9 protein-coding genes are annotated in these 13,337 nt (G+C 48.0%); 3 read left to right on the forward strand and 6 right to left on the reverse strand.

The window, feature by feature from the left end; genetic code table 11:
- Positions 1-36 precede the first annotated feature (36 nt).
- The 4 genes from DWU89_RS04030 to DWU89_RS04045 form a co-directional block, all read right to left on the reverse strand.
- Positions 37-255 (reverse strand): hypothetical protein, encoded by a 219-nt coding sequence (locus DWU89_RS04030; protein WP_115498396.1) that lies wholly within the window; start codon positions 253-255, stop codon positions 37-39.
- Positions 252-740, reverse strand: coding sequence for a DUF3990 domain-containing protein (locus DWU89_RS04035; protein ID WP_115498397.1), 489 nt, complete (start codon positions 738-740; stop codon positions 252-254). Before DWU89_RS04035 ends, DWU89_RS04030 begins: the two co-directional genes overlap by 4 nt.
- Positions 737-961: a DUF3791 domain-containing protein gene (locus DWU89_RS04040; protein WP_115498398.1), complete on the reverse strand. Its 225-nt coding sequence runs from the start codon at positions 959-961 to the stop codon at positions 737-739. The genes DWU89_RS04035 and DWU89_RS04040 overlap by 4 nt, the downstream gene beginning before the upstream one ends.
- Before the next feature lie 64 nt (positions 962-1,025).
- Positions 1,026-2,600, reverse strand: a complete 1,575-nt coding sequence (locus tag DWU89_RS04045) for a beta-N-acetylhexosaminidase (RefSeq protein WP_115498399.1) — start codon at positions 2,598-2,600, stop codon at positions 1,026-1,028.
- 71 nt (positions 2,601-2,671) lie between these two features.
- Here DWU89_RS04045 and DWU89_RS04050 point away from each other — a divergent pair, with 71 nt between their 5' ends.
- Both DWU89_RS04050 and DWU89_RS04055 read left to right on the forward strand, forming a co-directional pair.
- Positions 2,672-4,282, forward strand: coding sequence for a dipeptidase (locus DWU89_RS04050; protein ID WP_115498400.1), 1,611 nt, complete (start codon positions 2,672-2,674; stop codon positions 4,280-4,282).
- Between the two features lie 46 nt (positions 4,283-4,328).
- The gene (locus tag DWU89_RS04055) at positions 4,329-5,501 is read left to right on the forward strand and encodes a C1 family peptidase (protein WP_115498401.1); all 1,173 of its coding nucleotides are present in this window, start codon (positions 4,329-4,331) and stop codon (positions 5,499-5,501) included.
- A 95-nt stretch (positions 5,502-5,596) separates the two neighbouring features.
- Here DWU89_RS04055 and DWU89_RS04060 read toward each other — a convergent pair whose 3' ends face one another.
- Positions 5,597-8,593: a glycoside hydrolase family 2 protein gene (locus DWU89_RS04060; RefSeq protein ID WP_115498402.1), complete on the reverse strand. Its 2,997-nt coding sequence runs from the start codon at positions 8,591-8,593 to the stop codon at positions 5,597-5,599.
- A gap of 159 nt (positions 8,594-8,752) precedes the next feature.
- On the reverse strand, positions 8,753-9,616 hold the full coding sequence (locus DWU89_RS04065; protein WP_187574915.1) for a helix-turn-helix domain-containing protein: 864 nt from the start codon (positions 9,614-9,616) through the stop codon (positions 8,753-8,755).
- A 485-nt stretch (positions 9,617-10,101) separates the two neighbouring features.
- Between DWU89_RS04065 and DWU89_RS04070 the strand changes: the two genes are divergently transcribed.
- Positions 10,102-13,326: a SusC/RagA family TonB-linked outer membrane protein gene (locus tag DWU89_RS04070; RefSeq protein ID WP_115498404.1), complete on the forward strand. Its 3,225-nt coding sequence runs from the start codon at positions 10,102-10,104 to the stop codon at positions 13,324-13,326.
- Positions 13,327-13,337 lie beyond the last annotated feature (11 nt).

Raw genomic sequence — 13,337 nt, forward strand, 5'->3', positions numbered from 1 at the left:
CTCCAGCCAAGAACTGGAAGGGAATGTAGGGGCCCGTTACACCATTTTCCCTGTTGCCAGTTCTTTTTCAAGATATTCATACACATAGGCTGTACTTTGGGCATACAGTCCCGTTTCAAGATTAATAAGCCGAGTATATGTATCCGAGGTATAGAGTGCCTTGAGAGCCTCATTCATATCCATCTGATGCTCCTCCATAAGCAGCAACACAATTTCCTTGGAAATCTCCTCTATCATGAATGATTCTTTGGTCATACCTCACTTACTTTAGTTAAATAATGGACAGATTTTGGAGTACCGAAGAAGTACTGCATAGTCACACCTTTCATATATTTAAGTTCTTCAAGAAACTTGTCCATCTCTATCAGTCCGGATGTAAGACGACGTATCTGAAAGCCAACTGAATCATTTGCTATGGGACCGATAACGATATCATAACTATGCGAAGGTGTACGTGTACGATTCCGGCGATTCATCAATACAAACTCTGCCCATTCTTTGCTGTATTCCTGAAATTCGAGTACAGACAAACCCATATCACGCAAACCGTTCTCGTCAAATTCGTAAGTGTTCAGCGTAGGTGCTCCAATTCCCAATTGTTCGGTTTTTCTGACAGCCAACTCCAAGGCCTGTCCCTTATCTGCCGAAAGGTAGAAACCGCATCCAAAATCCTTGCCGACCTTAGAGATTGCAAGGTCTATCTCGGCGATGTCTGTATTAGAGCCATGATACAAAATCATACCAACGCTCCCCCTTTCCTGTGGCAATAGGCTGTAAGGTCTTCTATTACGTCTTCAAACGAGAGTGTATGCTCCACATTATAGAAACGGTTCACAAAATCGAGGCCTTTGAATCTCTCCAAATAGCGATATGCCTGTAATGTGTTAAGTGAATGGGCCGCGGCAAACTCACTTATAACGGCAATGATATATTCCACTTTATTTCTTACATTCGGATCCATTCTGTCTTCCTTTCTTGTCTTTCTGTTACGTCTAATGCAAAGATACACTTTTTTTACAGAAACCTTACCCATTCTTCAACTCATCCTCCTTGTCCGGTGCACCGGGTTCGGGAGTGGTGTCGGGGGCAAAGGGGTTGAAATAGTAAATGCCTTTGGTATCGAGGTATTGCAGAAAGTAAGGAAGCTTCTGCATGAAGAGGCTGCATTCCTTTGACTTGGCCGGGGTCCATGCGGATTCGGCTACGGCTACCAGACGGGGGAAAGTCATAAAGTCCAGACGTTTGGCATCGGCTACACGTTCGGTCCAGAGGGAGAACTGGAGGCCCATCAACTGGTCTTCGTAATCGCGTGTCAGGTGGATAATGGTTTCCGGGAAACGGCAGATATCCTCGACCGTGTTGTAGCCGCCCCATACACGCCCCACCTTATGAGCGCCATACTGGATGAAGTCGGCATAGAACGGACGGCGCGGAGTCATAATCACACGGTAGCCGTTTTCGAGAGCTTTCACTAACTGATGTTTGCGGTCGTGGCGCCACCACATGATAACAGCTTTGTCGGGCGAAACGCCGGCGTCGATCATTTCATCCCAACCGATCATTGTCTTGCCTTTGGAGGCTACGATATCGGCGGCACGGCGGATAAAGTAATGTTCCAGGCCGACCTCGTTACCTAAGTTCTTATCTTTGATGAACTGCTGGATTTCGGGATCGGTGAACCAACTCTGGTTACCGTAATGGACTTCGTCACCTCCGATATGGATATAGGGAGACGGGAAAAGAGCTACAATCTCGTCGAGTACGTTACTGATAAACTCGAACGTTTCATCCTTGCAGGGATGGAAAGTAAAGCCATTCCATTTACCTTCACCGCCGCCCGATACTTCGGGATAAGCACGGCTGACGGATGTGGCATGCCCCGGCATATCGAATTCGGGAACTACCATAATCTGGCGGTCGGCGGCATAGGCCACAATTTCTTTGATCTCGTCCTGGGTGTAGAACTGTGCCGGAGCTTTCGGATCATGCCAGTTGCCGATAGCACCTACGCTGGTCAGCTTCGGGTAACGTTTGATCTCGATACGCCAGCCTGGTTCGTCGGTCAGATGCCAGTGGAAGACGTTCAGACGGAGAGACGCCATGATGTCCAGGTATTGTTTCACTTTCTCTTTTCCGAAGAAGTGGCGGCTTTCGTCGAGCATGAAACCGCGCCAGCCGTAACGCGGCTGATCCTGTATCTTACAGGCGCGCACGCTGCCTTTACCGAAACGGGAGAGTTGCAACAGGGCTTCCTTGGCATAGAACAGTCCGGATTCGGAAGAGGCTTGCAACAGGATACTGCCGGGTTCAACAACGAGCGTATAGGCTTCATCGGCCATCTTCTGATCCGGGATCAGCTCCAGACGGATCGTCCCATTAGCAGGCGATGATTGCATACCGGCGTCTTTCAACTCGACCGGCAGGGCGGCAGCCAATTTATCGGCGTATCCGCCATTTCCTTGTATCTGGAGATTCTTTCCAATGGTGAACGAACCTTTGCCGTTCTGTACCTTTGCCGGCGTCGGGAACAAAGGTTGTTGTGCCATCGCAGGCAACACGAATAGAAGTAGTAATGTGCTTAAATAAATTAGTTTTCTCATGGCTTGTAATATTATTGGGCAAATATATATAAAATTTATATCTTTAGCCGCTGAACAAAAGAACAAAACTCATGAATAGACTTTTTATCCTTACGATCGCCTTTATCTGTTACTGTTGTAACCTGCTGGCCCAGGAAATCGAATACTCCCGGCCGGTCAACACTCCCGAAAGTTGTACAAGCATCATGGTCGGCAAGAAAGCCTCAGCCGATGGTTCGGTGATGACGAGCCACACGTGCGACGGAAACTACCGTACGTGGATGGAAATCGTCCCGGCTGCCCGGTATGACCGCGACACGACAGCCCAAATCTACAACGGACGCATGCACACCGAATACCCTGCCGACCGCACGAATGTGGAGTTGAAGGGGACAATTCCGGAAGCCCGTTCGACGTATCAGTTCCTGAACACCTCCTACCCTTGCCTCAACGAGAAGCAGTTAGGGATAGGCGAAACGACTATCTCCGGACGTAAGGAGATGCAGAACGAAAAAGGCATGTTCATGATCGAAGAGTTGGAAAAGATAGCTTTGCAGCGTTGCACGACGGCACGTGAAGCGATCCGGTTAATCGGCCAATTGGTTGCCGAGTATGGATACGGGGATTCAGGGGAATGCCTGACGATTGCCGACCCCAACGAGGTGTGGCATTTCGAAGTGTTCGGCGAAGGGCCGGATAAGATCGGGGGTGTATGGGCGGCAGTCCGTATCCCGGACGACCATGTGGGGGTATCGGCCAATATCTCACGTATCTCGACGCTCGACCTGAAAGACAAGGACTACTATATGGCTTCCGATAACGTATTCTCGGTGGCTAAAAAGATGGGCTTCTGGGACGGCAAGGAGCCGTTTAAGTTCTGGAAGGCCTATAGCGGAAGCAACTATTTCGGAGAACTGAAATCGTTCAGTGTCCGCGAGTATTTCATCCTGAATGCGCTTGCTCCTTCGCTCAACCTGTCGTACGACTCGGAAGAGCTTCCGATCAGTGTGAAGCCTGACAAACCGGTTGCCGTTTCGGATGTGATGGCCTTGCTCCGGCAGACATATGAAGGAACGGACTGGGATATGACGAAAAACCTGAAAGTGGCTGTCAGAAACCGGGAAACAAAAGAAATGGATACGATTGTCAGTCCGGCTGCCAATCCCTGGATGGGAACGGATATGCTGAATATGCTGAACAGTGTGAAGGAAGGCACGGTGACACGCAATCGCCTGGTGGCTGTCCCGCAATGTTCTTACTCGCATGTGATACAGCTTCGCAGCTGGTTGCCGGATGCAGTGGGCGGCGTCGCCTGGCTGTCGTTCGATAATCCGGGACAGAGCCCGCGTATTCCGATCTTTGCCGGGACAACGCAGCTTCCTGTTTCTTTCGGTATATGCGGACAACACCGTCACCGGGAAGATGCCATCGTATGGAAATACCGGACGGCTAACAAGTTGGCAACAGTCCGTTGGGGATTGACGAAAGACAAAATCAACGGAGCGGTCGCTCATTTCGAGGAGAAAGGGCTGTCCGAACTGCCTTTCGTGGAAAGCCGCTACAAAGAATTGCAGGGCACGAAAGGGGAAGAAGCTGCACGGGCATTCCTGACCGGCTACACGGCGGACTTCGCAGGGGCTACGATCCTTCGCTGGCAGGAGATGGCGGACGAGTTCTGGGGGATGTTTGCGAGAGGATTTTAAGCAGTTGAAAGTTGAGAGTTGAAAGTTAAATTATAAATTATATATCATGAAATCACTTATTCTATCTTGTGTACTGGCGCTTTCTGCTTCGGCGGTGTTTGGCCAGGGGTATCAGTTTACAGAGGTGGTGAAGGTTCCCGCTACTCCGGTAAAGAACCAGGCTGCAACAGGCACCTGCTGGTGTTTTGCCACTACTTCGTTTATGGAATCGGAGCTGCTCCGTATGGGTAAGGGGACGTACGATCTTTCGGAGATGTTCATTGTCCGCCAGAAATATATGAACCAGTTGCAGGACAACTACCTGCGTCGCGGGGAAGGGAACATCGGACAAGGCAGCCTCTCGCATACCTTTATGAATGCATACCGCCAGGTTGGGATCGTTCCGGAAGAGGTTTACACGGGTATCAACTACGATTCGGACCGACATAACCACAGCGAAATGGTTCGTTTCATGCATGCTCTCGCCGACGTGGCTGTCAAGGCGAAACAACGCAGCCCGGAATATGACAAGCTGATCGAAAACCTGTTCGACACCTATTTAGGCAAGCTGCCGGAAAAGTTCACCTACAAGGGAAAGGAATATACACCAAAGTCGTTTGCCGAATCATTAGGCCTGAATATGGACGATTATATCGAACTGACAAGTTTCACGCACCATCCGTACTATGTGAAGTTCGACGTGGAAGTGCCCGACAACTGGGAACATTCCCTGATGTACAACCTGCCGCTCGACGAGATGATGGAAACTGTGGACTATGCCCTGAACAACGGCTATACGGTCTGCTGGGACGGTGACGTAAGCGAGAAGGGTTTCTCTTTCACGAACGGTGTCGCCATTAATCCGGAAGTGAAGAAGGTGGAAGACCTGTCCGGTACGGACCGCGCCCGTTTCGAGAAATTAGGCGAGAAGGAACGCCTGGAAGAGGTCTTCAAGTTCGAACATCCTTATCCGGAAATCAACGTGACTCCGGAAGTACGCCAAGCAGGTTTCGAATCGTTCGTGACAACCGACGACCACCTGATGCACGTGACCGGTATCACCAAAGACCAGAACGGCACAAAATACTACATCACCAAAAACTCATGGGGCACCGACCGTAACAAGTTCGGCGGCTACCTCAATATGTCCGAAAGCTTCGTCCGCGCCAAAACCATCTATGTGATGGTTCATAAGGATGCGATACCAAAGGCTACTAAGGCTAAGTTGGGGATTAAGTAGCATACTATTACTGCAATCATGGCACGCTGACACAATCTGTAATCATCCGCTCTATTAATGTCATCAGCGTGCCATGATATTACTTTTGAAACTTTTCAAAACACAATCTTCATCTCACCATAACAAGGCACAGCCTCCTGCGTCTTACAATAATTTCCCCAGGCTATTTCCGGGTAATCCCAGCGATTATTAATGTAAAGCATCAACTGTCCGTCACCTCTTTTAGAGGCGCGGCAAGCCAGCGAAGCATCCGGGGAGCAAACCGTAAGCCCAACCTTTTCGCCCGTAGAGGAAAGTGTATAGCGATAGATATTTTCTTTCATGCCCTTTGCCATTTGGGTTAACGGGCGGTCACAGTTGGCACCCGCATCTGCCCAATAATAGTAGTTATGCGTATCAGACGACCAGGGCTGACCGGGATTCTCGCCATATTGTACTGACTTCGGATTATAAAGAGATGTTTTCCCCGTATTACCGGCAAAAGCATCTTCAGGATAATAGCTCCACATACCTTTACGCTGCCATTGCAGATAATCCAGGCATTCGGGCAGATAGAAGGACAAACCTGTTTCACGAAGATAGCCATTCGGCTGTCCCGCTACCGTATAACTGACATTCATCTCACCATGAGGGGATATCCGGATCAGAATATCCGTTAGCACGTCCTTATACGAACCAGCGAGAGCGACTTCCACAGTTCCCTCTTTTCTGGTATAAGTAAAGCTCTGTTTCTTCCAGTCGTTATCCGAAGTCAGAAACTTTCGGGCGCTTTTGCGAACTTCCGCTCCGGTCAGGTGGTTCAGGTTGATATCGAGGTGCAGGAACGGGCCTTTCTCAATAATAACCTGCCCTTTGGATGTAGCGTTACAGATCAGACCGGTTTCTTTGGAGAACGGAATCTCGAAGTCCATACCTTTTACACAAATCTGTCCGGGTGTCTCTTCTACCTGCAATTGGGCGGATACGGGAGACATCTGCTGCGAGACATCCCCATACGAATCACCGCCTAACGATACCTGTTCGGCATCCAGCAATTCACCGGTTGCCGTATAGAAACGAACCAGCAAGGGCTCTCCCTTTTCCCAAGCTTCGGCAGGGATTATCAACAGTCCCTTTTGATGAGGAGCGACGGAAGGAGCGGCAAGCTCTTTTTCTAAACCTTTATAGGTATAACGTATCTGTATCTCGTTCAGATCGGTATGGTCAAAACGGTTATAAACAGGAAGGAATAAACGCTGGCCGGAGGTAAAAGAGGGGATTTCGGTCGTCATCAGGCGAACTGGGGAATAGGCTTTCTTGGTGGCCCAGAACTCCGGTTTCTCACGGCGCCAGACATCCACAATTCCCCATTCGCCATAGCCGACACATTTCCCCTGATAATCCTCCGGCTTGGCGGTATGGGCAAACTCTTTCCAGAATGCAGTACCGACTTTCGGTTCCGGAAGCATAAAAGTTTCATCCACATATCCCCAAATGGCACCTCCCAGACCACCGGGAGCATCAAACAAGCCACGCCACATCATCTCGAGAGAATGCCCCCAGAACTCACGGATATTCGGATCTTCCTGTAAGGTCTCATACGTGTAGCAGGCCGGATGCGCCCACTCATCGAACAGGGCAGGTATCCCTTCTCCCTGAAAGCCTCGAGTCGTGCGGTTCCACTGATTCAGGTTACCGTTTACATCCTGATAGTGCATACTCAGGATATCGTAGACCGGCTTTTTCTCTCCTACCGATCCGGGATAACTGAAAATGACAGGGCGGGTCTTATCCGTCGCCTTCACCCAGTCCCAGGACTGCTGGAAGTTGGCACCATAGACGCTTTCATTACCGATAGACCAAAAGAGAATGGAGGGATGGGAACGGAATGATTTCACCATCTCACGACATTGCGACAGGTAGCGAGGAGCAAACTCTACACTATCCTGCGTCCTACCCGGCGCATAATTCTTCTGGCGGTAAGTGTCGACAAAACATACGGCGGTTTCACTCTCTACATAGATGCCATAGCGATCGCAATATTCCAGAAAACGCTCCGTAGGAGGATAATGCGAGGTGCGAACAAAATTCATATTGGAACGCTTAAACAAAATCACATCGAGACTATCCAGCTCTGCTGTAGTCGTACGCCCTAACGTCGGATGGATATCATGGCGGCAAGCGCCCCTCAGCTTGACAGGCATACCGTTCACCAGCATACGGTCTTTCTCGATCTTCACGTCACGGAAACCGATACAGCGTTCAAAGCTGCCGATCTCTTTCCCGTCTTTTCGCAAGCTGACAGCCAGTTTATAGAGGTTCGGATGTTCGGCATCCCATTTCAAAGGACGCTCCACTGCCAGTTCGTTTATATTCTCACCCTCTTTTAAGGGAAATAAGGATCGGGATAACGGATATGTTTTCCCGTCAGGAGCGGTCAGTGTATAAGAGACTTCCACTCCATCCGGCTCGGGAGCGACATAGCCGACCTTCAGGACAGCATCCTGAAAGGCCGTATCGAGATGCGTTTCCGCATAGAAGTCGTACAGGCAGGTTTCAGGCAAAGCGAACAAGGTCACATCGCGCAAGATTCCTCCGATCGGATGGTGTGCATAACCGGATGCATACGAAATATCGTCTATCCGATCCGTTACCTCCAGGCGTATCTCATTCTTTTTTCCAGGACGGACAAAAGTTGTTATATCCGTTTCCCAGCGGGTAAAGCCTCCATGATGTTCACGGACAAAAGTACCGTTCACGAAAAGACGGGCGTGGCTGTAGACACCGTCGAAACGCAGGATCGTATGTTTACCGGCGTAATCAGCCGGAACGATGAACGATTTCCGGTATATAAACGGCTTGTCATGTTCAATGGCATATCCCTGCATGGCCGGTTCTCCCGGTACCTGTATCGGGGTCCATTTGCTATCCGGGGAATAACGGAACTGCCAGGTTCCGCTTAACAGGATAGCGGAGGTTTTGACTCCGGCCAATTCTTGCAGGACGGGATAGGACGCCTCATCCGGAAGCCTTTCAGCCTTAGCAAAAGTCGTTGGAACGGAAAGCAGAAAGCTGCAACCGATAGCGAATAATGTTGTCTTTATGTGTTTCATTTGTCTTGTTTAATTACCTCCAAAAATAATAAAGCCTTTTTGTTTGTTTTTCTGTTTACAAAGATAAAGTCCATGGAAAGGAACAAACGACCAGGAAGAACCCTGTTATTTATGCAACAAGGAACACAAAAGAGGAATAAGTAGACAAAACGGCTCTGGCTATTTTGTCACTTCACGCGGAGAAATCCCCATTTGCCGCTTAAAGATACGGGAAAAGTATTGAGGAGACTGGAAACCACAAGCAAAGCAAACCTCTTTAACGGACATCTCCGTATTCCGCAACAACTCTATGGCCTTGTTAATCCGTATTTGATTCAGATAGTCCAAAGGAGAAAGATTAAGATACCGGGAAAATAGCTTACGCAGATAACGCTCCCCTATCCCTGTCCGGGAAGCCACATCACTGATCGTGATATCGGACTGATAATTCTGGCGGATATATAAAATGGCTCTTTTTAACGAATCATTTGCACAAATCGGAAGATAAGCTTCATCCAGATAACGGTAAATCAAAATCAGCAATTCGGCATAATACATGACTACCAGATATTGATAATACTTACTCTTCTGATTCATTTCGTTCACGATGCACTGTACGGCACGCATGATACGGACATTATTGACGATCTTAATCAACCGGTTCTCCTCTGAAAAGATTATGACCGGCGTCAATTCATTTGCCGGTTCCTGCTCATGAGAATTGAAGCGAGAAAAGACTTCAGGCAGAAATTCAAGTTGCATCAGAGTCGTTTCCTCCGAACCCGCTTCAAACGTATGCTCGACATTGGAACAGATCACCATCATCTCATTCTCACTAAAACTGATACTCTCATTTTCCAAGTGCAGGATACAATTCCCCTTCTTCACATAGTTGATCTCGATACGCAAGTGCTTGTGCGGGCCAAACGTATCAAACGGCCGGAAAGAAACAAAACGGAACACATCTGCCAGACGTTTATGCTTCAGGTTTTCAGTTATGCCTTCCAGCATTTCCCATAATGATTGTTCAGACGGTTGTTTCATATAACGCTGCATTTATTGATTGAACAAAGTTAACAAAAAATTAAAACAAGCACCGGTTCCGAAAAAGTATCCAACCCCTATCAACCGGTCGGATTAATTCCGTTTTATATCATTCTTTCCATCATTATATTCCTAAATATATACATATTTAAGCAATTAAAAAAGGCTGTTTTTCAGTTATTACACCTATCGTACATTATTATAATATAATCCTTTTATTTGCTACACATCTGAACAAAACGTATATATAACACTAATATCCAGATATATGTAAAAACACACCCATTCACACACATCCAGAATATAATCCATTCTAATAATAAATTAATCCATTCCACCCAAATCAATAATAGCATTACTTTGCACAAAATTCAAGATGACACAAGAAGTACTATTCCAGATATATAACGAATCTATTCAAATGAAATATCGCAACAAACAAAATAAGATATATCTAATTTCTTTATTAATTAAACACATGAAGTATGTTGAAAAACTTTAAGCCGATCAGTCTAATCTTGTTAGCCGGCGCATTAAGCTATCCTGCTGTCAGCCACGCAGAGATGATGCCCAAACAACAGAATGTTGGTTTTTCCCAACAAAGTGGAAAACTCACCGGAGTGGTAGAAGATAGCTTCGGCCCGGTGGCCGGAGCGAGCGTTGTGGTGAAAGGCACCACAAATGGCATTATGACCGATATGAACGGACAGTTCATCTTGGAAGGAGTAAAAAACGGGGATATCATACAGATATCGTACATTGGCTATGTCACCAAAGAAATCAAATTCACAGGACAGGCAAGCCTGAAAATTTCTCTGGAAGAAGACACACAAAAACTGGATGAAGTCGTTGTTGTCGGCTTCGGTACACAAAAGAAAGTTAACCTGACAGGCTCAGTCGGCACGGTCAGTGCGGAAGCGTTGGAATCCCGTCCCGTCCAAAACGCAGTCCAAGCATTGCAGGGCATGGTTCCGGGTTTACAAATCTCAACCACAAGCGGTACGCTGGATAAAAAGATGGACATGAACATCCGAGGTACCGGTACCATTGGTGAAGGATCAGAAGGCGGGCCGCTGGTATTGATCGACGGTATGGAGGCCGATATCAACTCCATCAATCCGCAGGATATAGAAAATATTTCTGTTTTGAAAGATGCGGCAGCCTCCTCTATTTACGGTTCACGTGCACCGTTCGGTGTTATCCTGGTAACAACCAAAAGCGGAAAAACCGGCAAAACGACCGTCAACTACAACAATAATTTCCGGTGGGGAAGCCCGGTTAAGATGCCGAAGCAAATGGACTCTTACACCTTTGCCACATTCTACAACGATGCTTGCTTCAATAAAGGCGACGGGGCCTATTTCAAACCGGAACATTTGCAACGTATCAAAGATTATCGAGACGGTAAAATATCTACGGTCAGCCTCGCAAACGGGGATTACTGGTATGACGGCTACACCGCCGGTAACGCCAATACAGACTGGTACGATACGATCTACCGCGACCACACTTTCTCGCAGGAGCATAATCTGAGCCTGAACGGCGGTTCGGAAAAAATCAACTACTATCTCTCCATGAACTATCTGGATCAAAATGGTTTGATGGAGTTCAATCAGGATACTTACAACCGTTATACGACAACAGCCAAAATCAATGTCATATTGACCGATTGGGCGAAGCTCAATTACAGCAACCGTTTCACCCGCGAAGATTTCGGACGCCCTTCGGCTTTGACAAGCGACTTGTTCAGGGACCTTGCGAGACAGGGATGGCCGACATTGCCGGTATATGACGATAACGGCTATATGTACTCTTCACCCTCTCCCGCCCTGGGATTGAGAGACGGAGGACGCGACAAAACCCAGACCGACAACGTCTACCAGCAGGCCTCATTGATTCTGGAACCGGTCAAAAACTGGATTACCCACGTCGATTTCAATTACAGGATCATGTCGGCCAACCGCCATTGGGACAAACAATACCTGTATAACCACGATGTCCACGGAAACCCGTATATATACGATTCAAGCTCCAATGTACATGAAGACCAGCTCAAAGAGAACTACATGAACATCAACGCTTACACGGAATACTCCCATAGCCTCGAATCCGGACATAATTTCAAGGGGATGGTCGGTTTCCAGGCAGAACAGTTAAAGAAGACCGAATTCGGATTGCAACGTAACGGCATCATCGTCCCGGGACAACCGGAAGTCGATATTACAACCGGACAGGACTATTACGGAAATACGATCACCCCGAGTACGAACGGTGCACGCTACGCCTGGTCTACAGCCGGTTTCTTCGGCCGTATCAACTATGACTACCAGGGTAAATATCTGGCAGAAGTCAACCTGCGTTACGACGGAACATCCCGTTTCCGTAAAGAACAGCGCTGGAATTGGTTCCCCTCCTTCTCTGTGGGATGGAACATTGCACGCGAAAGCTTCTGGGAACCCGTAGCCGATTATGTAGGCACACTAAAAATACGCGGTTCTTATGGTGAATTAGGAAACCAGAACACCAAAGAATGGTATCCGACTTACCGGGTACTGACGGTAAAAGCAAGTAACGGCGAATGGTTGCAAAACGGAATGAAGCCCAATACGGCAGAGGTCCCGGGCCTTATCAGCTCCTCTTTAGGTTGGGAACGCGTACGCAACTGGAATATCGGTTTCGACTTCGGAGCCTTCAACAACCGTTTGACCGGTTCATTCGATTATTATAACCGCATGACGCTCGACATGGTAGGCCCGGCACCCGAATTGCCTTACATCCTCGGCCTGGAAGTCCCCAAGACGAACAATACCGACTTGAAGACATACGGCTTCGATCTGGATATCAGCTGGAACGACCGCTTGCAGAACGGCCTGGGATATGGAATCAAATTTATCCTTTCCGATGCCCGTACCAAAATCACCCGCTATCCGAACCCGACCAATACGCTGGACAAATACCAGACCGGCCAGATGATGGGCGATATCTACGGATACGAAACGATCGGCATTGCCAAATCGAAAGAAGAGATAGACCAACACTTGGCCTCACTCCCGAACGGCGGACAAAATGCGCTGGGAACCAATTGGGATGCCGGTGACATCATGTACAAGGATCTGAACGGAGACGGTAAAATCGATAACGGCGGTAACAAGTACGACGACATGGGCGATATGAAAAAGATCGGTAACAACACGCCCCGTTACCTGTTCGGCCTGGATCTGAGCGCTGATTACAAAGGCTTCGATTTCCGCGCCTTCTTCCAGGGAGTGATGAAACGCGATTACTGGCAGGGCAGTTCTTATTTCTGGGGTGTAACCAGCCTTTGGCACTCGACCGGTTTTGTAGAACATACAGACTATTTCCGCGCGGAAGCGTCAAACGACCTGCCGGCCAATTTAGACGCTTATTATCCCCGTCCCGTATTCGACTCCAGCAAAAACAGACAGAAACAGACAGCTTATCTGCAAAATGCCGCTTATATCCGCTTGAAGAACGTCCAGTTAGGCTATACATTGCCGGCAAACCTGACGCATAAGTTCTATGTTTCGAAACTGCGGGTATTTGTCTCCGGAGAAAACTTGTGGACCGGGACATCACTGGCTAAAATGTTCGACCCTGAGACTATCGGAGGAGGTGATGACACCGACAAAAACGGTAATGCTTATCCATTATCCAAAACGATATCTTTCGGTATAAGTGTAACTTTATAACAAAAACAAAC

This window comes from Parabacteroides acidifaciens (genome assembly GCF_003363715.1).
Taxonomy (GTDB): domain Bacteria; phylum Bacteroidota; class Bacteroidia; order Bacteroidales; family Tannerellaceae; genus Parabacteroides; species Parabacteroides acidifaciens.

Coding starts and splice junctions, on each gene's coding strand:
- DWU89_RS04030 (WP_115498396.1), bottom strand. CDS start 255: ATGACCAAAGAATCATTCATGATAGAGGAGATTTCCAAGGAAATTGTG.
- DWU89_RS04035 (WP_115498397.1), bottom strand. CDS start 740: ATGATTTTGTATCATGGCTCTAATACAGACATCGCCGAGATAGACCTT.
- DWU89_RS04040 (WP_115498398.1), bottom strand. CDS start 961: ATGGATCCGAATGTAAGAAATAAAGTGGAATATATCATTGCCGTTATA.
- DWU89_RS04045 (WP_115498399.1), bottom strand. CDS start 2,600: ATGAGAAAACTAATTTATTTAAGCACATTACTACTTCTATTCGTGTTG.
- DWU89_RS04050 (WP_115498400.1), top strand. CDS start 2,672: ATGAATAGACTTTTTATCCTTACGATCGCCTTTATCTGTTACTGTTGT.
- DWU89_RS04055 (WP_115498401.1), top strand. CDS start 4,329: ATGAAATCACTTATTCTATCTTGTGTACTGGCGCTTTCTGCTTCGGCG.
- DWU89_RS04060 (WP_115498402.1), bottom strand. CDS start 8,593: ATGAAACACATAAAGACAACATTATTCGCTATCGGTTGCAGCTTTCTG.
- DWU89_RS04065 (WP_187574915.1), bottom strand. CDS start 9,616: ATGAAACAACCGTCTGAACAATCATTATGGGAAATGCTGGAAGGCATA.
- DWU89_RS04070 (WP_115498404.1), top strand. CDS start 10,102: ATGTTGAAAAACTTTAAGCCGATCAGTCTAATCTTGTTAGCCGGCGCA.